32 protein-coding genes are annotated in these 21,368 nt (G+C 61.6%); 28 read left to right on the top strand and 4 right to left on the bottom strand.

Annotation, left to right across the window (positions count from 1 at the left end):
• Positions 1-81: 81 nt before the first annotated feature.
• On the top strand, positions 82-729 hold the full coding sequence (locus ACSQ26_RS14540) for a hypothetical protein (protein WP_436009932.1): 648 nt from the start codon (positions 82-84) through the stop codon (positions 727-729).
• A gap of 74 nt (positions 730-803) precedes the next feature.
• Positions 804-1,139, top strand: coding sequence for a Dabb family protein (locus ACSQ26_RS14535; protein ID WP_436009930.1), 336 nt, complete (start codon positions 804-806; stop codon positions 1,137-1,139).
• A gap of 19 nt (positions 1,140-1,158) precedes the next feature.
• Here the strand turns inward: ACSQ26_RS14535 and ACSQ26_RS14530 are convergent, their stop codons facing one another.
• Positions 1,159-1,848, bottom strand: a complete 690-nt coding sequence (locus ACSQ26_RS14530) for a calcium-binding protein (RefSeq protein WP_436009928.1) — start codon at positions 1,846-1,848, stop codon at positions 1,159-1,161.
• A 177-nt stretch (positions 1,849-2,025) separates the two neighbouring features.
• On the opposite strand from ACSQ26_RS14530, the gene ACSQ26_RS14525 reads away from it, so the two are divergent.
• Positions 2,026-3,189: a phage portal protein gene (locus ACSQ26_RS14525; RefSeq protein WP_436009926.1), complete on the top strand. Its 1,164-nt coding sequence runs from the start codon at positions 2,026-2,028 to the stop codon at positions 3,187-3,189.
• A gap of 43 nt (positions 3,190-3,232) precedes the next feature.
• Positions 3,233-3,604, top strand: a complete 372-nt coding sequence (locus ACSQ26_RS14520; RefSeq protein ID WP_436009924.1) for a hypothetical protein — start codon at positions 3,233-3,235, stop codon at positions 3,602-3,604.
• Here the strand turns inward: ACSQ26_RS14520 and ACSQ26_RS14515 are convergent.
• Positions 3,585-4,559 carry an isopenicillin N synthase family dioxygenase gene (locus ACSQ26_RS14515; protein WP_436009922.1) on the bottom strand — a complete coding sequence of 325 codons (975 nt, stop codon included), beginning with the start codon at positions 4,557-4,559 and terminating at the stop codon, positions 3,585-3,587. The genes ACSQ26_RS14520 and ACSQ26_RS14515 overlap by 20 nt on opposite strands.
• A 335-nt stretch (positions 4,560-4,894) precedes the next feature.
• Here ACSQ26_RS14515 and ACSQ26_RS14510 point away from each other — a divergent pair, with 335 nt between their 5' ends.
• The 3 genes from ACSQ26_RS14510 (at position 4,895) to ACSQ26_RS14500 (ending at position 6,278) form a co-directional block, all read left to right on the top strand.
• Positions 4,895-5,206, top strand: coding sequence for a DUF6107 family protein (locus tag ACSQ26_RS14510; protein WP_436009920.1), 312 nt, complete (start codon positions 4,895-4,897; stop codon positions 5,204-5,206).
• A gap of 120 nt (positions 5,207-5,326) precedes the next feature.
• Positions 5,327-5,899 (top strand): Panacea domain-containing protein, encoded by a 573-nt coding sequence (locus ACSQ26_RS14505; RefSeq protein WP_436009918.1) that lies wholly within the window; start codon positions 5,327-5,329, stop codon positions 5,897-5,899.
• A gap of 1 nt (position 5,900) precedes the next feature.
• Positions 5,901-6,278, top strand: a complete 378-nt coding sequence (locus ACSQ26_RS14500) for a hypothetical protein (RefSeq protein WP_436009916.1) — start codon at positions 5,901-5,903, stop codon at positions 6,276-6,278.
• Here the strand turns inward: ACSQ26_RS14500 and ACSQ26_RS14495 are convergent, their stop codons facing one another.
• Positions 6,279-7,118 (bottom strand): AraC family transcriptional regulator, encoded by an 840-nt coding sequence (locus ACSQ26_RS14495; RefSeq protein WP_436009914.1) that lies wholly within the window; start codon positions 7,116-7,118, stop codon positions 6,279-6,281.
• A 108-nt stretch (positions 7,119-7,226) separates the two neighbouring features.
• Between ACSQ26_RS14495 and ACSQ26_RS14490 the strand changes: the two genes are divergently transcribed.
• From ACSQ26_RS14490 to ACSQ26_RS14475, 4 genes are all read left to right on the top strand, one after another.
• Positions 7,227-7,793, top strand: coding sequence for an HK97 family phage prohead protease (locus ACSQ26_RS14490; RefSeq protein WP_436009912.1), 567 nt, complete (start codon positions 7,227-7,229; stop codon positions 7,791-7,793).
• Positions 7,794-7,846: 53 nt separating this feature from the next.
• Positions 7,847-8,224 carry a type II toxin-antitoxin system RelE/ParE family toxin gene (locus tag ACSQ26_RS14485; protein WP_436009910.1) on the top strand — a complete coding sequence of 126 codons (378 nt, stop codon included), beginning with the start codon at positions 7,847-7,849 and terminating at the stop codon, positions 8,222-8,224.
• Entirely contained in the window at positions 8,211-8,549 is a 339-nt protein-coding gene (locus ACSQ26_RS14480; RefSeq protein WP_436009908.1) for a helix-turn-helix domain-containing protein, read from the top strand. The genes ACSQ26_RS14485 and ACSQ26_RS14480 overlap by 14 nt, the downstream gene beginning before the upstream one ends.
• A 91-nt stretch (positions 8,550-8,640) precedes the next feature.
• Positions 8,641-9,894, top strand: a complete 1,254-nt coding sequence (locus ACSQ26_RS14475) for a phage major capsid protein (RefSeq protein WP_436009906.1) — start codon at positions 8,641-8,643, stop codon at positions 9,892-9,894.
• Between the two features lie 66 nt (positions 9,895-9,960).
• Here ACSQ26_RS14475 and ACSQ26_RS14470 read toward each other — a convergent pair whose 3' ends face one another.
• Positions 9,961-10,185, bottom strand: a complete 225-nt coding sequence (locus ACSQ26_RS14470) for a DUF4189 domain-containing protein (protein WP_436015276.1) — start codon at positions 10,183-10,185, stop codon at positions 9,961-9,963.
• A 188-nt stretch (positions 10,186-10,373) separates the two neighbouring features.
• Here ACSQ26_RS14470 and ACSQ26_RS14465 point away from each other — a divergent pair, with 188 nt between their 5' ends.
• The 17 genes from ACSQ26_RS14465 (at position 10,374) to ACSQ26_RS14385 (ending at position 21,366) form a co-directional block, all read left to right on the top strand.
• On the top strand, positions 10,374-10,943 hold the full coding sequence (locus ACSQ26_RS14465) for a head-tail connector protein (RefSeq protein WP_436009904.1): 570 nt from the start codon (positions 10,374-10,376) through the stop codon (positions 10,941-10,943).
• Complete coding sequence (locus ACSQ26_RS14460) at positions 10,943-11,272, top strand: phage head closure protein (RefSeq protein ID WP_436009902.1); 330 nt, start codon at positions 10,943-10,945, stop codon at positions 11,270-11,272. Before ACSQ26_RS14465 ends, ACSQ26_RS14460 begins: the two co-directional genes overlap by 1 nt.
• 1 nt (position 11,273) lies before the next feature.
• Positions 11,274-11,666 carry a DUF3168 domain-containing protein gene (locus ACSQ26_RS14455; RefSeq protein WP_436009900.1) on the top strand — a complete coding sequence of 131 codons (393 nt, stop codon included), beginning with the start codon at positions 11,274-11,276 and terminating at the stop codon, positions 11,664-11,666.
• Positions 11,667-11,743: 77 nt separating this feature from the next.
• Positions 11,744-12,019, top strand: coding sequence for a DUF1778 domain-containing protein (locus ACSQ26_RS14450; protein ID WP_436009898.1), 276 nt, complete (start codon positions 11,744-11,746; stop codon positions 12,017-12,019).
• The gene (locus tag ACSQ26_RS14445) at positions 12,019-12,534 is read left to right on the top strand and encodes a GNAT family N-acetyltransferase (protein ID WP_436009896.1); all 516 of its coding nucleotides are present in this window, start codon (positions 12,019-12,021) and stop codon (positions 12,532-12,534) included. Before ACSQ26_RS14450 ends, ACSQ26_RS14445 begins: the two co-directional genes overlap by 1 nt.
• 74 nt (positions 12,535-12,608) lie before the next feature.
• Positions 12,609-13,016, top strand: a complete 408-nt coding sequence (locus ACSQ26_RS14440) for a phage major tail protein, TP901-1 family (RefSeq protein ID WP_436009894.1) — start codon at positions 12,609-12,611, stop codon at positions 13,014-13,016.
• Between the two features lies 1 nt (position 13,017).
• Positions 13,018-13,365, top strand: coding sequence for a gene transfer agent family protein (locus ACSQ26_RS14435; RefSeq protein ID WP_436009892.1), 348 nt, complete (start codon positions 13,018-13,020; stop codon positions 13,363-13,365).
• Entirely contained in the window at positions 13,362-13,586 is a 225-nt protein-coding gene (locus ACSQ26_RS14430; protein WP_436009890.1) for a rcc01693 family protein, read from the top strand. The genes ACSQ26_RS14435 and ACSQ26_RS14430 overlap by 4 nt, the downstream gene beginning before the upstream one ends.
• A gap of 21 nt (positions 13,587-13,607) precedes the next feature.
• Positions 13,608-14,183: a phage tail tape measure protein gene (locus tag ACSQ26_RS14425; RefSeq protein WP_436009888.1), complete on the top strand. Its 576-nt coding sequence runs from the start codon at positions 13,608-13,610 to the stop codon at positions 14,181-14,183.
• 3 nt (positions 14,184-14,186) lie between these two features.
• Positions 14,187-14,819 (top strand): phage distal tail protein, Rcc01695 family, encoded by a 633-nt coding sequence (locus ACSQ26_RS14420; RefSeq protein WP_436009886.1) that lies wholly within the window; start codon positions 14,187-14,189, stop codon positions 14,817-14,819.
• Positions 14,816-15,706 carry a DUF2163 domain-containing protein gene (locus tag ACSQ26_RS14415; RefSeq protein ID WP_436009884.1) on the top strand — a complete coding sequence of 297 codons (891 nt, stop codon included), beginning with the start codon at positions 14,816-14,818 and terminating at the stop codon, positions 15,704-15,706. The genes ACSQ26_RS14420 and ACSQ26_RS14415 overlap by 4 nt, the downstream gene beginning before the upstream one ends.
• Complete coding sequence (locus ACSQ26_RS14410; RefSeq protein ID WP_436009882.1) at positions 15,699-16,139, top strand: NlpC/P60 family protein; 441 nt, start codon at positions 15,699-15,701, stop codon at positions 16,137-16,139. The genes ACSQ26_RS14415 and ACSQ26_RS14410 overlap by 8 nt, the downstream gene beginning before the upstream one ends.
• Positions 16,140-16,168: 29 nt before the next feature.
• Complete coding sequence (locus ACSQ26_RS14405) at positions 16,169-16,417, top strand: FitA-like ribbon-helix-helix domain-containing protein (RefSeq protein WP_436009880.1); 249 nt, start codon at positions 16,169-16,171, stop codon at positions 16,415-16,417.
• Entirely contained in the window at positions 16,414-16,839 is a 426-nt protein-coding gene (locus tag ACSQ26_RS14400; protein ID WP_436009878.1) for a type II toxin-antitoxin system VapC family toxin, read from the top strand. Before ACSQ26_RS14405 ends, ACSQ26_RS14400 begins: the two co-directional genes overlap by 4 nt.
• 48 nt (positions 16,840-16,887) lie before the next feature.
• Positions 16,888-20,727: a baseplate multidomain protein megatron gene (locus ACSQ26_RS14395; protein ID WP_436009876.1), complete on the top strand. Its 3,840-nt coding sequence runs from the start codon at positions 16,888-16,890 to the stop codon at positions 20,725-20,727.
• Between the two features lie 25 nt (positions 20,728-20,752).
• Complete coding sequence (locus tag ACSQ26_RS14390) at positions 20,753-20,959, top strand: hypothetical protein (RefSeq protein ID WP_436009874.1); 207 nt, start codon at positions 20,753-20,755, stop codon at positions 20,957-20,959.
• Between the two features lie 125 nt (positions 20,960-21,084).
• Positions 21,085-21,366, top strand: a complete 282-nt coding sequence (locus ACSQ26_RS14385; protein WP_436009872.1) for a hypothetical protein — start codon at positions 21,085-21,087, stop codon at positions 21,364-21,366.
• The last annotated feature ends 2 nt before the right edge of the window (positions 21,367-21,368 follow it).

The following is a 21,368-nucleotide window of genomic DNA, read 5'->3' as shown; positions in this document are numbered from 1 at the left end:
AATTCACATCGATCAACGCCTGGGGAAATCCGGCGCGGCTTGTGCGACCGTGTGCTCCCGCATGTCTGGGGAGGACATAACATGCCGATGAACCGAGAATTCTTTTTCGAGGAGGTCCGCGACAATCTTTTTGCCGGAACTCTCAAGCAGGGTCAGGTCAACGGGATGGAGGCCATTCTCGACGAGTGGGATGCCAACCATGGCGACAAGGACGACCGCTGGCTCGCCTATATGCTGGCGACCGCCTATCACGAGACCGGCCGCGCCATGGCGCCCGTCGAAGAGAACCTCAACTATTCCGCCGCGCGGCTGCGGGTCGTGTTTCCCAGCCGCTTCACGGCGGCCCAGGCGGCGAGCTATGCCGGCCACCGCGAGCGGATCGCCAACCGGGTCTATTCCAACAAGCTGGGAAATGGCGACGAGGCGAGCGGCGACGGCTGGAAATATCGCGGCCGGGGACTGGTGCAGATCACAGGCAAGTCGAACTATGCCAAATTCGGTGTCGCCGACGCACCCGATGATGCGATGAACGACGTGAAGACCGTTCAAATCATGTTCGAAGGCATGATCGACGGCCTGTTCACCGGCAAGGAGCTATCGAACTATTTCAGTCCGACCAGGGAAGACTGGAAGAATGCCCGCGAGATCATCCTTCCGGGCAATCTCGAAGATCAGGTCGGCATGTACGGCCGGGCCTTCTACCGGTGCATCAGCTATACGACGGGGTGACGGCATCATGCCGCGTTGAATGCGATTGGCGGGCATGGTAGCGGCGAAGCGAGAATGCTTCACCGGGACCGACCATGATCCGCCATATCGTCTTCTTTTCCGCACGCGACAAAAGCGACCTCGACACGATCCGCAAGGGGCTGTCGCTGCTGACCGAGATTCCGCATGCGAGCGTGCTGGAGATCGGCGAGAACGTCAAGACCGACCAGCTGGGCGGCGAGGTGGACCTGGTGGTTTATGGCGAATTTGCCGACGCCGACGCGCTCGCGGCCTACAAGGCGCATGAGAATTACCAGCGCTCGATCGAGATCGTGCGGCCGCTCAGGGAGATCCGGATAGCGGCCGATTACGATACGGATGGGGCAGTGAAGGCGGTGATTGACATGGCAGACGTCGGGCACGAGGCCTGACATCCCGCCACGGCAGCATTCAGGCTGTAAAGTCGTTCGCGTCGATCTGGCCTGATGTGACGCCGAGAAGGATGAAGCGGTCGCCGGCGCCGAAATCGACAATCGTGTTCTTGCCATCGGCCGATGCCGAGATCGTCGCGTTGGCGAAAATGCCATCGATCAGATCCTGGGCGCCGTCGCCGTTGTTTGCGTCGAAATCGCGGATCTTGTCGGTGTCCATGTTCGATGCAAACACGAATTCGTCCTCGCCGGCGCCGCCGATCAGGACATCGCTGCCGGCTCCTCCGCTGAGCGAGTCGTCGCCACCTCTGCCGGAGACCACGTCCCTGCCGAGAGACGCGGTGCCTACGAGGTCATCCGCCCCGTTCGTGCCGATGACATTATTGTTGCCGATGACGGCGAGCTGAGCAACGCTGGTCTGGAACTCCAGCATGTTTTCCGCCTGGATGATGCCGGCATTTATCGAAAGGCCCGATATCGTATAAACCGGATCGCCATCGGCATTTGCGACACGCATCGTCTCGATCGTGCCGCTTGTAACCATGCCCTGGCTTACCTTGAGTTTTTCACCCTGCATGACGATCGTATAGAGCGTGGAGAGATCGAGGCAGGCAACCTTCGAACCTGTCGCCGACACCATCAGGAAGTCGGTGAAAGGATCGATGGTGCTGTATGCCGGGAATAGTGCGATCGTGGATCTCTTGGCCATGCGGGGTCTCCAGGGTTCAGGGTTTCCTGGTTTTTCATAGGCCATGACTTTGTTTCGTGGTGACGACATCGCCCATGCCCGGCTTGCCAGCCGGGCAGTGCGGTTTCCCGTGGCTCAGTCCAGCGTGGGCTCCGTCAGACGCTTCCGGCACGCGCCGGCAAGATCAAGGATAGAATCATGAAAATCCCATTCCTCCGGCTGGGCGCACGGCGCTCCGGCAGCACTCCCGCCGTGCCCGAACTCAAGGCACTGTCGCAGTTGTTCGGGATATCGGGCAGCCTGACGTCCGGCGGCCACGAGCGGAGCTATGCCGGACTGGCACGCGAGGGTTTCATGCGGAACCCGGTCGCGCACCGGGCGATCAGGCTGGTTTCGGAGGCCGCGGCATCCGTGCCGTGGCTGCTCTATCGCGACGGCAGTGAAGCGGCGGAGCATGATGTGCTCGACCTGCTGGCGCAGCCGAACGGGCGCCAGGGTGGCGGCGAATTCTTCGAGGCGCTTTATGGGCAGATGCTGATATCGGGCAACGCCTTTCTGCTGCCTGTCATGGCGGGCACGCGGCTGGCGGAACTGCACCTGCTGAGGCCGGACCGGATGCGGGTGCTGGAAGGCGCCGACGGCTGGCCGGAGGCGTATGAATATCGCGCCGGCGGCCGGTTGCGGCGCTATCCGGCCGTGGGGCCGGGATCGGTGCTGCAGTTGAAGCTGTTCCATCCGCTCGACGACCACCAGGGCTTTCCGCCGCTGGGGGCTGCGGGCGCCGCACTCGATCTCTCCAACACGGCGAGCCAGTGGAACAAGGCGCTGATCGACAATTCGGCCCGGCCATCCGGCGCGCTGGTCTACCAGCCCAAGGAGGGCGGCAATCTCTCGCCCGATCAGTATGAGCGGTTGAAGGCGGAGCTCGCCGAGGGCTATTCAGGCCCGGCGCGGGCCGGCCGGCCGATGCTGCTCGAGGGCGGGCTCGACTGGAAGGCGATGGGGCTAAGCCCCCGCGATATGGATTTCATCGAGGCGAAGAACGGCGCGTCGCGGGATATCGCGCTGGCGCTCGGCGTGCCGCCGATGCTGCTGGGGCTACCGGGCGACAACACCTACGCCAATTACGCCGAGGCCAACCGGGCCTTCTGGCGCCTGACCGTGCTGCCGCTGTTGACGCGGACGGCAGCTTCGATGAGCGGCTGGCTGAGTGGGATTTGTGAGGAGCAGCTGGTGCTCGGTCATGATCTCGACCAGGTTCCGGGACTGGCGCTGGAGCGGGATGCGCTTTGGGCACGAGTGGGTGCTGCTGGGTTCTTGACGGATGAGGAGAAGCGGGAGGCGGTGGGGTATGGTGGGTGAAAGTCATCCCGTATAAGTTAATGATTATCAGCGTGGGACTATTATGACCGGAACGGAATTTATCGAGAATTTATCGCAACATTTGCCGGATGACGTGCTTCCACTCATCGAGGGAAGCCGGCCCGTCGATACTCTTCTCCTTGCCGACATCGGAGAGCTGATTGCGCATCGCTTCGATGAGTTAAATGATCCGGCCGGCCTGTTTCGGCTCGTCGAGGAGGCGGTCGTCAATGGCGACGACTATCTGGCGACCGCGGTTCTCACTGGCCTTGTCGAGCAGGTTCAAACGGTTGCCGACGGGACGCCCAAGCTTTGGCCGCAGATAGTGCCATATCTCGGCGAGCACGTGGCCCGCCACGCTGCAGCAATGAATACCTTCTTCGGCATAAACGCGGCTACATCACCGTCTTCTTGAACTTCCCCATCAGGTACGGCCCCGAAAGCACCGGCTCGTATTTCGGCGGCTCGCCTGGTGCCAGGCATGAAGGCAGCGTCTCGATATTGGCGAACCAGTCGGGCTGGTGGAAGAAGGCCAGCGACTGGCGGCGATCCAACCCGCCGTCTTCGGGCGCGACATTGACGACGCGGTGGAGCGTCGAGACCCAGCGGTCGTTGGTCCAGCGGGCCATGAGGTCGCCGATATTGATGACGAAGGCGCCGTCGACCGGCGGGACTTCGCGCCAGGCGCCTTCGGGTGTCATGATTTCGAGGCCCTTGGAACCGGGCTGCGGCAAGAGAATTGTGAGGCTGCCGTAATCCGTATGCGCGCCGGCGCGGAGTTGGCCTTCGGGCGGTGGGCTCGCGAGTTCGGGATAGTTGAGTGCGCGGAGCGCCGAGATCGGCTGGCCGATATAAGACTGGAAGTAATTTTCATCGAGTTCGAGTGCGACGGCGAAGACCTTCATGATGCGCGACGCGAGATCGGTAACGGCGCGATAGTAGGCCTCCCAGGCCGGGCGAAAGCCTTCCGGCGCCGCCGGCCAGATGGTTTCGGCATAGCAGAAGGATAGTGCCTCCTGGTCGGTCAAGCCGGGCGGGACAGCCAGCGGGCCGCCATTGAAGCTTTCCTTGAGATCGGGCGGCGTATCGACGCCCTTGGATTTCGCGAGCGCCTCTGTGCCTGGGCCGAGATAGCCGTAGGGATAGCCCGGATAGGGCGCCTTGGAGCGGTTCTTGGTGTCGAGATCGAGATCGAAGAAATCGTGCGCCTGTGTCCACACACCAGAAATCACATCGTCCGGCACGCCGTGGTTCTCAACCGCGAGGAAGCCGGACGTGCGGCAGATGAGGTCCACCTCCCGCCCCATCTGCCGCTTTTTATTGTCGTCGGAGCGTTCGAAGGCGGCGAGGTCGAACACGGGAAATGACATGGTAAAACTCCGGATTCCTGAAAGCCCGGATCGTGCATGGATTTCAGAGGCTTGTCCAGAAATCAGGAATCGAATTCTGCGGATAGCGATGGAAGTTGGCGCGACAGAGAGCAGGAAAATCAGCGGGTTGCGACATCGAAGTGAATCAAAGTCGGATCGACCTCAATCAACTCAAGAGCGTCTGGATTCAACTTCGGAGGAAATGGCGCCAAGCGATTCCGGCGGCTCTGTTTTCGGATGATCGATGCCCACGCAAATGCCGGGAAATGAGCGGTTGCAAGGTTGCGGCCCGATACACCTTACTTGAGATGATCATAATATGAAGAGGTTAACCAATGGCTGATTTCTCGGGAGCGTTCTGGATGGAACGCGCGATCGGTGCCTCGGCCGGAGCGGCCGTGTCGCTGGTCTACATGCTGCCCAAGGGCAGCCGCGAGGCCGCCTGCAGGTTTCTCGCGGGCTTGATTTCCGGCGTCGTCTTCGGCGGGCCGGCGGGCGTGTTCCTGGCGGCGAGGCTGGGGATAGTCGCGTTTCTGTCACCGTCGGAGATCATGCTGTCAGGGGCAGCGGCGGTGAGCGTGTCGGCCTGGTGGGGGCTGGGCGTGCTGGCGAGGGTTGCAGGACGATGGGGTGGGGCGAGGGGGTAGCAGAGCCAAATTTAGCTGCTACCTAGAAGTAAGCAGGAACTGTGTAACGTTGCCTTTAATGTAAAATCCACTATATGAGTCCATACATGTTTGAGCCAGTCAGGCGATATAGGTATCCAAGTGAGCTATGAACCGAGAAAGGCAGCGCAACTTATTGCGTATTTGATCCTGAGATCTGGTGGGCAGCCGCTCAACGTTCTCAAAGCGGTTAAACTTGTCTATCTCGTAGATCGCGAAAGCATCAGGAATTTTGGGTTTCCGATCTTGGATGAGAAGCGGTGTTCGATGCCGCATGGCCCCGTTAATTCTCTCACATATGGCCACATCAATGGAGATTACGATCTCGACGCTTGTGGCTGGTCGGATTTCCTAGAGGATCGTGAACACCATAACATTGCGCTCGCTCGTCCTGGCATCAGTGGCGATGATCTCGATGAACTGAGTGATGCCGATCTCCATTGTGCCGATGCCGTGTGGGACCGTTTCGGGGACATGACTGCGTGGCAGTTACGGGATTGGACGCATGACCCCCGCAACATTCCGGAGTGGGAGGATCCCAATGGCGGATCAACAATCATTCCACTGCAGAGAATCTTGCATGCGGTAGGCGTGGCGAATGCTGAAGAGTTTGCCGAAGCCGCCGCGACCCTTGCACATATTGACAAGGCTTTCCATAGAGCGATGGTAAACTGACTTGGTTGCGCGGGCCGGAACGCTTTTGATTCCGTCCGGCCCGGAAAACGATCCAGGACGTCGGCATCTTCATGTGGTCTGCACAGATCCAGATGGCGACGGAAATCAGCTGATCGTCTCAATTACTACCTGGACGAACAACCTCTGCGATGCGGCGTGTATCATCCAACCACATGAACATGCATGGCTGCGACATCAGTCCTACGTCTTCTATCGAAAGGCAAGAATTGAAGCAGCTGCAACGCTCGACAACGGTCTTCGCCAAGGCATTTTCGAACAATTGGCGGACATGAATGCTCAGACATTTCTGAGAATTAGAAATGGTGTCTGCTCCAGCCAGCAGACACCCAGAAAAATCAAACGATACTTCGGCTGTTAATCAGTTCTGCCGCACCGGAATCCACACCTCAAACCCGCCATTGCCTGTGACGGGATCGAAAGTCGAGGGGTAGAATTCGACCAGCGGTGCTTCCTCGGCTGTATAGCCTGAACGCGGCAGCCAGTCCTGCCAGATGGACATGATCGTCGGGCGCATGAGCGTGATGTGGCCGGGCTGGGAGAAGATCGCGTAGGTCGCGGCGGGAATGGTCGCGGTCTGGAATTCCTTCGGCACGTCGGCCAGGCTTGAGACCTCGACGGCGGCCATGTATTCGCAGCCGGTTTCCTCGGTGTAGCTGAGCGAGGCGCCATAGGCGACCTTGGGATTGACGATATCGGGGATGCCGCCGTCCATGGCGTTGAATTGTTCCCAGAGGGCTGGGATGCCGCCGATATCCTTCATCGCGTAGGTCTTGATGAGGCCGGCAAACAGCATCCTGTCGCGCTTTTCGATCTTCGGCTCAGCGAGTGTGGGCTTTGTTGAGGCGTCCATGATCATTGGCTCCGTGAGTTCGAGATGTCTTGTCGTGCGCGCTTCGCGGACACTTTCCGGCGTCAGGCCGAAATGCTCGCGGAAGGCGCGGGTGAAGGCTTCATGCGATCCGTAGCCGACGTCGAGCGCCAGGCCGAGGATATCGGGAACGCCGAGGGCGAGAATGCGGGCAGCCTCCGAAAGCCGCCGCGCCCGGGCGTAGCGCATCAGCGAATTGCCCGTCGCGGAGGCGAAAGCGCGGGTGAGGTAAGTGGGTGTAACGCCACTCGTTTCCGCGATGGTCTCCAGGCCGATGGGCCGTCGAAGATTGCTTTCGACCTGCCAGATGGCATTCTCGATGATGTTCATGCACTCAACTCGTTTCCGATACCGAGGTTCTAACTGATCAGTCGCAGGCCTCGCTTGACCGTTCTTGCGGTCGCCAGATTTTTTCTTCCATAGCATAAGGACATTGAGATGACCGCAGACGCTCTGATCGCCGGGCGCGAACGGAAATTCGCGCGTATCGAACTGAAGATGCTGGGCGAGGCCGGCGCTTTTTCCGGCTATGCCAGCCTGTTCGGAGAAGTCGATCTCGGCAAGGACCGGGTCGAGCGCGGCGCCTTCCTGAAATCGCTGGCGCGGCGTGGCGCTGGCGGCGTGCGGATGCTGTTCCAGCACGATCCGGCCGAGCCGATCGGCGCCTGGCAGGTGATCCGCGAGGATGGCCGCGGGCTCTATGTTGAGGGCGTGCTGTCGGACGGCGTCAAGCGGGCGCGGGAAGTGCACCAGCTGATGAAGAGCCGAGCGATCGATGGCCTGTCGATCGGTTTCCAGACGGTGCGCTCCAAGGCCGAACCGAAGACCGGGATCCGCCAGATCCTGGAGGCGGATCTCTGGGAGATCTCGGTGGTGACCTTTCCGATGCTGCCGAGCGCCCGGATTTCCGAGGTCAAGGAAGGTGGCACCGCGATGAGCCTGACGGAGAAAGGATTGATCCAGGCGATGCGGGACGCGGCCCGGTCAATACGAGCCGTGGCGTGATTTACAATTGTCGCACTATGAACTATAGTTCATGGTGCGATTGAGGGGCAGGCTTGCGCATATTCAAAACGAGATGGATGGCGCGGTTTGCCCGGAAATCCGGGATTGATGACGAATTGCTGATTGAGGCGATCGGGCGTGCCGAAAGAGGGCTTATCGATGCCGACCTCGGCGGTGGCGTCATCAAGCAACGTGTCGGGCGGCCTGGGCAAGGGCGCTCCGGCGGATACCGGACGATTATCGTCTTTCGCATAGGTGATCTGGCGATATTCCTGTTTGCGTTCGCGAAGAACGAGCGGGATAACATTGACCAGGACTACTTGGCGGATTTGAAACAAGTGGCCGCTAAATGGCTTTTGGCTGACGAAGCAGCGATTGCAAGAGCTGTGAAAGCTGGTGACATCGAGGAGATTCCGAATGCCAAAAAATAGCGCTATGAGCCGACTGTCCGAGGCGTTGGTAGAGACAGCAGACGGCATGCTCCGTGTGGGTATCATGGACGAGGAGACTCATCGCCGCATTACGGCTCGACACATCCCGGAATCCGAACGTGCCATCGAAATCCCCGTCCCCTCGGGCGAGGATATCCGCGCCATGCGCGAAAAAGCCAATCTCAGCCAGGCCGTGTTCGCGCGCAGGCTGAACCTCACGCCGGGCTATATCTCGCAGCTGGAGCGTGGCGTCAAAAAGCCGTCAGGGCCGGCGCTGGTGCTGCTCAACCTGATCAGGAAGCGCGGTATCGACGCCATTTCCTGATCCGAATTTTCATTCGCCGGAGGCAATTCCGGATTTCACCAGGGTCGCTCGCGCGGCCCTTTTTCTTTGCCCGAAAACAAGGATTTTCAATATGGATAACCAGAGCATGACCGCCGCGCCGGAGATCAAGGCGGTGCCGGATACGATCGCCGATGCGTTCGACGGCTTCATGGGCGCTTTCGAGGCGTTCAAGGATGCCAATGACAAAAGGCTCGAGGAGATCGAGAAGAAGCTGACCTCGGATGTCGTGACCCGCGACAAGGTCGACCGCATCAACAAGGCGGTCGACGAGCAGAAGAAGGCGCTCGACCAGCTGGTGATCAGGAAAGCGCGGCCGGCGCTCGGCGGCGGCGGGGCACTGGGCCTCGACCAGATGGAGCACAAGGCGGCATTCGAGACCTATATCCGCCGCGGCGATGACAGCGGGTTGAGGCTGCTGGAGGAGAAGGCATTCTCGACCGCGACCGGTTCGGATGGCGGCTACCTTGTGCCCAACGAGACCGACAGCGAGATCGGGCGCCGGTTGTCGGTCGTCTCGCCCATCCGGTCGCTGGCGACGGTGCGGCAGGTTTCGGGCCATGTGCTGAAGAAGCCCTTCGCGCTTGCAGGCCTGTCAACCGGCTGGGTCGCCGAGACGGGGGCGCGCACCGAAACGGCGACGCCGTCGCTGGCCGAACTCTCCTTCGAGACGATGGAACTCTATGCGATGCCGGCGGCAACGCAGGGGCTGCTCGACGACAATGCCGTGGATATCGAAAGCTGGATTGCCTCGGAAGTGGACATCGCGTTCGCCGAACAGGAGGGCACGGCTTTCGTTTCCGGCAACGGCACCAACCGGCCGAGGGGTTTCCTCGCCTATACCAATGTCGCCAACGCCAGCTGGAGCTGGGGCAATATCGGATATCTCGCCACCGGCGTTTCAGGCGCGTTCGCGGCGTCGGGACCGGGCGATATCCTGATCGACGCGGCCTATGCGCTGAAGGCGGGCCACCGCCAGAATGCGAGCTATGTTATGAACCGCACAACCCAGGCGGCGATCCGCAAGTTCAAGGACTCGCAGGGCAACTATCTCTGGCAGGCACCGTCGGCGATCGGCCAGCCGGCGACGCTGATGGGCTTTCCGGTGACCGAGGCCGAAGACATGCCGGATGTCGGCTCGAATGCCTTTTCGATCGCGGTCGGCGACTTCCGTGCCGGCTACCTGGTCGTGGACCGGACGGGCGTGCGGGTGCTGCGCGATCCCTATTCGGCCAAGCCATACGTGCTGTTCTACACCACCAAGCGCGTCGGCGGCGGCGTGCAGAATTTCGAGGCGATCAAGCTGGTGAAGTTCGGCGTGAGCTGACGGACAATAGCAAAACGGCCGGGAGATTGGTCCCGGCCGTTTCGAGCGATCTCATAAGGCCGAGGCTCAGGAGCCTTCGATGCATTCGGTGATTTCGCAGGTCTGGTCGGTCGTGGCGCGGTTGGCGCATTCGTTCAGCGCGCTCGTCGTAGCATCGTCCTGATTGTCGAAATTGTAGCTGTAGCCGTAGGTGCCGTCCTCCGAGACGGCGATGCAGCCCCAGGCATTTGCCGTGCCGGTGGCGGCCACAGTGGCGGCCAAGATGGCGAGAGCGGTCAGTCCAATGCGCATGGTGTTCACGTCGTACCCCTGTAAGGCTTGGAATTCTGGTTCAGTCCAGAGCGATAGGCTGCGCGGGACTCGCGAGCGATATCAAGCCAGCAAGCAGGCGCCCGTGCAAGCGATCTTCGGCGGTAACCTTACCGTGAAGCCGTCTCCAGGTTGAAGCCCTGCGGCGACAAAATCATCAAGGGAAAATAATGACCTACGCTCTTATTCAACCGCCGTTGGCGGAGCCGTTGACGCTTGCCGATTTGAAGGCCCACGTTCGGGTCGAAGGCGATGACGAGGACACTTTGCTCGCCGGCCTGATCCGGGTTGCGCGGGAACATCTGGAACGCGTGACGGGGCTGGCGCTGATCAACCAGGACTGGCGGCTCTATCTCGATTGCTGGCCGGACAATGGACCGCTGGAGATTTCGCGCGGGCCGGTGCTTGCGGTGGACGCCGTGCGCGCCTTCGACGAACTCGGCGAAGAGAGCGAGGTGGCACTCGCAGGCCATGTACTGGACGGCGTGCACCGGCCGGCGCGACTGTGGCTGCGGGAGCGGCCCGCGGCGCGCCAGGCGATGAATGGGATCGAGGTGGATTTCACTGCCGGCTTCGGCGAGAGCGGGGCCGATGTGCCCGATACGCTCAAGCGCGCGATGCTGGTGCATGCGGCCCATATGTATGAATTCCGTGGCGCGGTGCCGGTCGAGATGCAACCGGCCTCGGTGCCGGAAGGCTATGACCGTCTGGTGGCGCCCTTCCTGATGCGGAGGCTCTGATGAACCTGACATTTCTCGATGCCGGGCAGTTGACGGCGCGGCTTGACCTGGAGTCATCCGTGGAGACGCCGGATGGACAGGGCGGGGTAACGTTGAGTCATGCCGTGGAGTCAACGCTCTGGGCGCGGATCGAGCCGGTGTCCGCCGCGTGTGAGGAACTCGGGCATGTCGACCGGCAGGCGGTGACGCACCGGATCTGGGTCCGCCGCATCGAGGGTGTGAGCGCGGGCAAGCGGTTTCGCAAGGGCGGCCGGATCTTCGAAATCCGCACCGTACATGATCCCGATGAGCGTGGCCGCTATCTCGTCGCCCACGTGACGGAGGTCTGAGATGGCAGGTTCCGCCAATGCTTTGCAGAGCGCGATCTTTTCGCGGCTGACCGGCGACGCGACGCTGACCGGGATGATCGGTGCCGGCGCCATCTTCGATCGCCGGCTGACGGGGAAGGCAATGCCATACGTCGTGCTGAGCGAGGTTGTCACAAGCGATTTCGGCCCGGATGCAGAAGAGCATCTCGTGACGGTCGAGGCCTGGTCCGATGCTGAGGGCCGCAAGCAGGCGCAGGAAATCGCAGCGCAGGTAAAGGTTCTGCTCGATGGCACGGCGCTGAGTCTGGCGGGTTTCGTGCTGGTCAATCTGATGCACCGGAGCACACGGGCACGGCGGGAGCCGAAGACCAGGGCGCATGTGGCGCGGATGGAGTTCAGGGCGGTGACGGAGTAGAATGTATTGACATTGTTAGTACCACATGGGATGTTGTCTGCACGGCATTATTGGGAGCCGGACCAAGGACCGAGCGCATGAGTGCTATTCGAAAAAGCGAGACAGTAACCTTCCGAATTGACTCAGCACGGCTGGAGACTATTCAGCGGGCTGCCCGGCTTAAAGGCCAATCTCTCACTTCTTTCGTGACCGAGGTTGCTTATTCCACTGCTCAGCAGGAACTCCTGGATCAGCGTTTTTTCGGTGTCGATTCCGAGACTTTCGACGAAGTCGAAGCGATGCTGGCTGAACCTGCAAAGGTCAATGAGGAACTCGTCAAGCTTTTTCGATCCGAGAGAAAATGGATCGATTAATGTTTCGCAGACCAGCGCCGCTGAGCCTGACCCACAAGCTAGATGATTTCGACTGCGGGAAACCCGAGCTCAATATCTATTTGACGGAGCGGGCGATGGGGAATCAGGAAGAAGGATACACGCGGACATACGTCATCGCCGACAGGGACCAAAGTGTGGTCGGATATTGCTCTCTTTGTGGGAGCATGATCAGCCGAAATCTCGTTCCTCGGCAAATCGCCGGGCACGGAGCCCCGAATGACATTCCGGTAGTGCTGCTCGCCAGATTGGCGGTCGATAAAAATCATTGGGGCATGAAGCTTGGCGCAGACCTGCTCAAGCATGCGTTCCTTATGACGATGCTGTCAGCGGATAGAATTGGCGTCAGAGCGATGCTCGTACATGCCAAGGACGACGAAGCGATCGGATTTTACAAAAAATACAAGTTTCGAACAGCGAAGGGACTGGAGCGCGCCATGCTTTGCTCCACCAAGGAAATTGCGGCTTCTTTGAAAGCCAGCGGCCTGGACCGGTAGTCTCAAGACGCATCAACTTCATCGCAAGGCGCCCTCATCGGGCGCCTTTTTCATTTTCCACGAAAGGATTTTCGATGACCGCCCAGAAAGGCAAGGATCTGCTTTTGAAGATCCACAATGGTTCAGCTTATGAGACGGTGGCGGGCCTGCGCTCGCGCCGGATCGCCTTCAATGCCGAGACGGTGGAGATCACCGATGCGGAGAGCGCCGGGCGCTGGCGGGAACTGCTGGATGGCGCGGGTGTGAAGCGCGCGGCAGTCTCGGGCTCCGGAATATTCAAGGACCAGGCATCGGATGCGACGGTGCGGACGTCGTTCTTCAACGGCACGATCCTGAACTGGCAGGTGCTGATCCCCGACTTCGGCACGGTGACCGGGCCGATGCAGGTGACCGCGCTCGAATATTTCGGCCAGTATAATGGCGAGGTGATGTTCGACCTGGCGCTCGAAAGTGCCGGCCAACTGGCCTTCGGGGCGGTTTGAGATGGGAGCGGGGGCGGGACGGGCGAACCGCGTGCGCGGCGAGATCGAAGCCGTGATCAATGGCGAGCGGCGTATCCTCTGCATGACGCTGGGGGCGCTGGCTGAACTCGAGACGGCGTTCGGGGTCGACAATATCGGCGATCTCGCGAGCCGCTTCTCCGGCGGCCGGATCGGCACCCGGGATGTGATGGCGATCATCGCGGCGGGACTGCGCGGCGGCGGCAACGTGATCGAAGACGGTGACCTCGGCGATATGCGTGTCGAGGGTGGGATTGGCGGTGCGGTGAGCCTGGCTGCGCGACTGTTGGCAAGCGCCTTTGTGCCGGAGGGCCAGAAGCAAAACCCTTGAATGCCGCAGCGGCCCGATCGACCGATGCCTGTCCGCAGCCTTTCCCCTGGGGCGCGGCTTTGCATTTCGGACTTGGGCTGCTGCGGCTACCCCCAAACGTGTTCTGGGCGCTGAGCGTCCGGGAATTTCTGGCTCTGGGCGGCGCGATGCGGCCCAGCAATGGGATCGACCGGCGCGGGCTCGAGGCACTGATGGAAAAATGGCCGGACGGCGGCGGATGATCGCCGGCAGAGGAGATATTCATGGAACCTGATGACATCGAGGGCGCGCTATCCGGCGCGGAGGAGTTGAGCGCGGTGCTTGACGATCTAGAGGCGCGGTCGCGTTCCTTCGGCTCGGCCATCACCACGGCGCTGAAAGGCGCGGTGCTCGATGGCGACAGCCTGATCGAGGTGCTGCAGAACATCGCTTATCGCTTTTCCTCGATCTCGCTCGATGTGGGATTGAAGCCGCTGGAGACATCGATCGGATCGATGGTGTCGGGGGCGAGCAACATGCTGTCCGGCGCGATCGGTTTTTCGCATGGCGGCGTGCCGGGGCGGGTGCAGGCGTTTGCCACCGGCGGGGTGGTTTCGCAGCCGACCTATTTTCCCATGGCTGGCGGAACCGGCCTGATGGGCGAGGCGGGCAGCGAGGCGATCATGCCACTGAAGCGCGGACCGGACGGACGGCTGGGCGTGGCTGCGGGCGAGGGCGGCGCGCCGGTGCAGGTGATTTTCAATGTCAATGCCACCGACGCCCAGAGCTTCCGGAAATCGGAAGGCCAGATCAATGCGATGCTGACCCGTGCCGTGGGCCGGGGCCGGCGGGGGGTGTGAGCCATGACCTCATTCCACGAAGTGCAATTTCCCCTGCGGCTGGCGCTCGGCACCAGCGGCGGGCCTTACCGGCGGACCGATATCGTTTCGCTGTCGAATGGCCGCGAGAGCCGCAACCGGCGCTGGAAGGATGCGCGGCGGCATTACGATGCCGGATCCGGCATACGCTCGGTGACCGATCTCTATGAGGTGCTGGCCTTCTTCGAGGCGCGGGCAGGACAGCTCTATGGTTTTCGTTTTACCGATCCGGTGGATTTCCAATCCTGCGGGCCGGAGGGCGTGGTGTCGTCCAATGACCAGCCGCTCGGGATCGGCAATGGCGCGCGTACGGCGTTTCAACTGGTCAAGGTCTATGGCGATGCGGGCGGGACGACCGAACGTGTGATCGCCAAGCCGCAAGCCGGCAGCGTCGTGGTGCGGATCGATGGCGTTGCGGTGAGCCCGGACGATTTCAGTGTCGATCATGCGACGGGGATCGTGATCTTCGATATTGCGCCGATCAACGGTGCTGTCATCCGTGCCGGGTTCCGCTTCGACGTGCCGGTGCGGTTCGATACGGACCGGATCGAGATCAATCTCGACGCCTTCCATGCCGGGCGCATTCCTTCCATTCCATTGGTGGAGATCATGCCATGAAGGTGATCGATCCCGATCTCAAGGCGCATCTTGACAGCGATGCGACGACGCTCTGCCATGCCTGGCGGGTGACCCGCCGCGATGGCGTGGTACTCGGCTTCACCGACCATGACCACGACCTGGAATTCGACGCCACGAGTTTTCTCGCTGCCAGCGGCTTCGAGGCGAGCGACTGGGAGAGCGTGGGCGGACTTTCGGCGCCCTCGGGTGATGTTGCGGGCGCGCTATCTTCCGAGGCGATCTCGGAGACTGATGTCGCCGCCGGCAAATATGATGGGGCGAAGGTCGAGCTCTTCCTCGTCAATTGGGCAATACCGGCGCAGCATATGCGGTTGAAGGTCCTGGAGATCGGCGAGGTCACGCGCTCCGAAGGCTTCTTCAAGGCCGAGATGCGTAATGTGGCGCATAAACTCGACGAGAGTCGGGGTCGGATCTATTCGCGGCGCTGCGATGCCACCTTCGGCGATGCGCGTTGCGGCAAGAATGCCGATAACCCCGATTTCACGGCTGATGGCGCGGTCGGCGCGATTGCCGACACGACACGGATTTCCGCCGATGGGATCAGCGCTTTTCCTGCGGGCTTTTTCCGCTATGGCGTGATCCGCTTCACATCCGGACCAAATGCCGGCGTGGCCGCCGATATCGAGAGCCACAGCAAGGTCGGTGGCAAAGTAATCGTTGTGTTCTGGCTGCCGCTCGCCGTGGCGCCGGAGCCTGGCGATACGTTCACCATCACGGCCGGCTGCGACAAGAGTTTTTCGACCTGCAAGGCGAAGTTCAACAACCAGCGAAACTTCCGCGGCTTCCCGCATATGCCCGGCGCCGACTTCGCCTATACCTATGCCGACGGCGAGACCGAGCATGACGGCGGGGTGCTCTATGAGTGACGTCGTCGACATCGCGCGGAGCTGGATCGGCACGCCCTACCGGCACCAGGGATCGCGGAAAGGCGTGGGCTGCGATTGCCTCGGCCTGATCCGCGGCATCTGGCGCGAGCGCTATGGCGAGGAGCCGGAAACACCCGGCGCCTATGGCATGGACTGGGCCGAGCGGAGCGGCGAGGAACGGCTCTATCTCGCGGCACTGAGGCATTTCGGCGATCCGGTTCCGGTGGCTTCGATGGCGCCGGGTGATCTCTTGCTGTTTCGCTGGCAGGAGGGGGCGTCGGCGAAGCATCTCGGGATATTGAGCGCGCCGGGGCGGTTTATCCATGCCTATGAGCAGGCGGGGGTGATCGAGAGTGCGTTGGTGCCGAGTTGGCGGCGGCGGGTGGCTTGGGTGTTCCGGTGGGCGATTGAAAATGTTGCTATCAATGACTAATTTGATATCATTGATGGCAGGAGGCTCCGATGGCCAGCATGACGATCCGCAATATCGATGAACGGGTGAAAACCCAACTTCGCGTCCAAGCAGCCGCCAACGGGCGGTCGATGGAGGACGAGGCGCGGGATATCTTAAGGTCGGCGCTGGCGGTGGTGGAGCCTCAGCCGGAAAATCTTGCGGTCGCCATAAGAAAGCTGATGGAGCCTTTTGGCGGAGTCGAACTCGACATTCCGCCACGTGAGCCGATCCGAGAGCCACCGGACTTCAGTTCGTGATCGTGCTGGATACGAACGTCATTTCGGCCCTGATGGCGCCGGTCCAATCGCCTGCGGTTGTTCTATGGTTTGACACCATTCCGCCCGCCTCGGTTTTCTCCACGACGATTTCCAGAGCCGAAATTCTCTATGGCATCAGGATATTGCCGGATGGCAAAAGAAAGGATGGGCTGGACCTAACGGCGCAATCGATCTTTGACACCCGTCTGACCGGACGGGTGTTACCATTCGACGTTCCGGCTTCGGACATTTACGCCGAAATCGTCGCGAAACGCCGCAAGCTGGGTAAGCCGATGATGCAATTCGACGCCCAAATCGCTGCGATCGCCATCTCCCGCGGCGCATCCATTGCAACGCGCAACGTTGCCGATTTCGAGCATCTCGATCTCGACATCGTCAATCCTTGGAATTTCCGCGCTTAACCGCGCCTTGGAGTTCCCCTCTCCTCCCCATCCCCGGAGTAACTCCCCATGGCGACCCTATTGTTGCAGGCTGCCGGCGCGACTGTCGGCGGGCTGTTCGGGCCTGTTGGCGCGATGATCGGCAGGGCGGCGGGTGCGCTGGCCGGCAATTTGATCGATCGCAGCATCATTTCGGGCTGGACGACCGTCGAGGGCACGCCGCTCGAAAGCGCGCGTATTCCCGGCGCGCAGGAAGGCACGCCGGTCAGCCGAGTCTATGGCACGGCACGCGTCGGCGGCACGCTGATCTGGGCGACGCGCTTCATCGAGGAGGTGACCGAGGAGCGTTCGGGCGGCAAGGCGACGGGGCCGCGGATCGAGACGTTCAGCTATTATGCGAATTTCGCCATCGGCGTCTGCGAGGGGCCGATCGCCGGCATAAGGCGTATCTGGGCCGACGGGCGGGAACTCGACCAGATGGGGATAGAGATACGCATCCATCGGGGCGGCGAGGATCAGGAACCCGATCCGCTGATCGGCGCCAAGCAGGGATACGAGAACACGCCGGCCTATCGTGGGCTCGCCTATGTCGTCTTCGAGCGGCTGCCGCTCGATAGGTTCGGCAATCGCATTCCCGTGTTGCAGTTCGAGGTGATCCGACGCGTCGGCGACCTGGAGAAGGATATCCGCGCGATCACCATCATTCCGGGCGCCACCGAGCATGGCTACAGCCCGACCAATGTGACCGAGGAACTGGGCGATGGCGAGGCGCGGTTCCTCAACCGCAATCAGTTGAGGAACGGCACCGACTGGACGGCATCGATCGGTGAACTCCGGGATATCTGCCCCAATCTCGAACGCGTGGCGCTGGTCGTGTCCTGGTTCGGCGACGACTTGCGGGCGCATCAATGCCAAATCATGCCCGGCGTGGAGAAGGATAACCGCGACGGCGAGAGCGTGCCCTGGCAGGTGGCCGGGCATACGCGCGGCAATGCGCGCCTGATCTCGCGCCTTGGCGGCCGGCCTGCCTATGGCGGTACGCCCAACGACGCGAGCGTCGTCGCTGCTATCCGCCATTTGAAAGACGCGGGTTTGAAGGTCTTTCTCTATCCCTTCCTGATGATGGATATTCCTGAAGACAATGGCTTGGCCGATCCCTATGGCAGCGGTGACGGCCAGTCGAAATATCCCTGGCGCGGGCGCATCACCTGTCATCCTTCGGCGGGACAACCGGGCAGTCCGGACCATAGCCTTGAAGCTCGCGGTCAGATCAATGCGTTCGTCGGGGATGCAGTGGCCGGCGATTTCGATGCGTCAGGCGATGCCGTGACATATTCCGGCACCGACCGGGGCTATCGGCGGATGATCCTGCATTACGCGCTACTCGCTGAAGCCGCCGGCGGTGTCGATGGGCTGATCATCGGCTCGGAACTGCGCGGCCTGACTTCGATCCGCGACGGCACCAACGATTTCCCCTTTGTCGAGAAGCTGGCTGAGCTTGCGGGTGATGTCCGCGACATCACGGGCAGCAAGACCAAGCTGACCTATGGCGCCGACTGGAGCGAGTATTTCGGTTATCACCCTGAGGACGGCTCGGGAAACGTCTTCTTCAACCTCGACCAGCTCTGGGCGCATGATGCGATAGATGCGGTCGGCATCGACAACTATATGCCGCTGACGGATTTCCGCGACGAGGATTTTGTCGCGTCCCAGCCGGATGGTGCCCGGACCTCCGCCGACAAGGCGTCGATGATGACGGCGATTACGTCGGGCGAGGGCTTCGACTGGTACTACGCCTCCAATGCCGACCGTGTGGCGCGCGTGCGGACGCCGATCAGCGACGGGCTGGCCGGCAAGCACTGGGTCTATCGCTACAAGGACATCGAGGGCTGGTGGAGCAACCGCCATTACAAGCGGGTCGGTGGCGTGGAATCCGCGACGCCGACGGCGTGGATCGCCGGGATGAAACCGATCTGGTTCACGGAGCTCGGCTGCCCGGCAATCGATCGCGGCGGCAACCAGCCGAATGTCTTCGTCGACGCCAAGAGCTCCGAGTCGGCACTTCCCTATTTTTCGGGCGGCATGCGCTCCGACACGACACAGCGGCGCTTTCTCGATGCGCATCACGCATGGTGGAACAGCGATGCCGCTCCCGCCGGCATGGTCAACCCGGGTCATATGTTCCTCTGGGCCTGGGATGCCCGCGCCATGCCGGCCTTCCCCGAGGACACCAGTCTTTTCGCCGATGGCGGCAACTGGACGCTCGGCCATTGGCTCAACGGGCGGCTGGGTGCCGGGACGTTGTCGACAGTTATTGCTGCGATTCTGAAGGATCACGGCGTCAGGGACTTCGATGTGTCCGGCGTGTCAGGCGAACTCAAGGGTTACGTCGCAGGTAATCTTGCGTCGGCGCGGGCGCTGCTTGAACCGCTGGTCTCGGCCTATCGGCTGGACCTAACGGATATCGACGGCGTTCTGACGTTCCGGTCGCGCGGGCAGGTCTCGGCGCCGGCCAGCGAGATATCAGTGTTCGCCGACCGCGATGACGAGCCGCGCTGGACTGAGATGAACGGCCAGGACTCGGATTTCGCTAGCGAGGCGGTGATCGATTTCCAGGGCGAGGCGGACGAATACGAGAACCAGACGGCGCGCTCGCGGCGGATCGAGCCGGTCAATGATCGCATCCTGCGGGTAGGGTTGCCCGGCGTGCTGCCCGAGGAATCTGCCGCACCCGTGGTCGAAGGGCTGCTGCGGGATCACCGGCTTTCCCGTCGCCAGGTGCGATTCTCGCTGCCGCCGACAGCGCTGGAATACGAGCCGGGCGATGTGATCACGTTTGATCAGGGGCCGGCGGGGCGTTTCATGATCGCTCGGATCGAGGACGGCGAGACCCGCGAAGTCGAAGCGCGGCAGACCGGTTCGGGCGACAGTGCCGCGGATTATACGCGCTCCGGCAAACGCTGGCGCGGCCGTGATGGCAACAAGGCCTTCTCGCCGGTCATGCATCTGATGGACCTTGCCAGATATAAAGATGGCGGGGGTTTTGCCCGTGCGGCGGTTGCGGCCCGGCCGTGGAAGCGAGTGGTCCTGTCGGTTTCGCCGGAGAGCGAGAATTACCAGCGCCGGCTGGTTCTCTCGCGTCCGGCCAGGATGGGCCGAGTCACATTGGCTGTTGGCGGTGGAGTGACCGGCCGCATCGACGCGGCGAGCCGCATATCGGTGCGGATGATCTATGGCGGGCTTTCCTCGGTGTCGGAGCTTGCGCTGCTCAACGGTGCGAACCGGGCGGCGATCAGGGCCGCGAACGGCGCGTGGGAAATCATCAGCTTCCGGAACGCCGAAGAAGTGATGGAGAACCATTGGGAACTGTCGGGCCTGCTGCGCGGGCTGGCCGGTACGGAAGACGCGATGGCAGCCGGCGCTGCCGTTGGTGCGCCCTTCGTTGTGCTCGATGAAGGCGTTCGGAGCCTCGGACTTGAGGCTGATGAGGCGGGGCTGGTGCTCAACTGGCTCGCGGAAGCTGCGGGTTCCGGCGGTGGAAGCGTCGGACCGGTAAGTTTTGCCGGTGGAGTGAGGAGCGAGGCGCCGCTTTCGCCGGTGCATCTGGCGGCGGCACGTACGGGTGGCGGCATTCAATTGAGCTGGGTCCGGCGCAGCAGGATCGCTGCCGACGGCTGGGAAGGCGACGAGATTCCGCTCGATGAGGATGTCGAGGCCTATCAGGTCGAGATTCTTGATGGCGGAGTGCCGGTCAGAATCGTCTCAGCCAATACGCCATCGTTCCTATACACATCGGCGATGGAGACAGCCGATTTCGGTGGTGCGCAGACGGCCATCAACTTCCGCATCCGGCAGAAGGGCGGGAAGGTCGCGCTGGGGATTAGGGCAGAGGCGAATATCGAACTTTAGATTTTTGAAAAGAAAGGGTTTTCCAATGATCGATACGAAATACTGGTACCAGTCGAAGACCGTCTGGGGCTCCCTGGTCGCAATCCTGGCCAGCGTGCTGCAGGCCGGCGGTTTCGAGCTCGACGAGGGGGCACAGGGCGATCTCGCCGAGGGCATCGTGGCGCTCGGCGGGGCGATCGGTGGGCTCCTGGCGCTCTATGGCCGCCTCAGTGCCGATAAGCGGCTCGGTTGACGAACGGATTACCATAGCGACAACCGGCAACTTCTCGGGAGCCCCACATTCATTTGCCATTCATTGTGGTTCGACTAAAGATGATCACAAGTTAGGTAAATCCCCGAGAGGGATATGGAAAGTAGATGACATCGTTTGTGGTAACGGCGCTGGTGGCGGCAGGCTTGATGGTGACCCCGTCCGAGCCACTTCCCGACGCCGGTGTGTATGCCCCCCAGGCTGAGGTTACGCAAGCACGCGGCGCCTGCGACCGCGCGGTGGAACAGGCGCTCGAAATGACCGGCGGCGAATTGCTGTCGGTGCAGCCGGCGCGCAACGGCAAGCCGATCTGTCGCGTCACCGTCCTCGTCGTGAAAGCCAATGGCCGCCCGAAAAAGATAAGACTCCGCATTCCCATGGACTTCTAGCA

It is taken from the genome of Rhizobium sp. LjRoot254 (assembly GCF_964254105.1).
Classification (GTDB): Bacteria; Pseudomonadota; Alphaproteobacteria; order Rhizobiales; family Rhizobiaceae; genus Rhizobium_E.
Note: the sequence above shows the minus strand (reverse complement) of the source record. Positions and strands in the feature narration are given on the sequence as shown.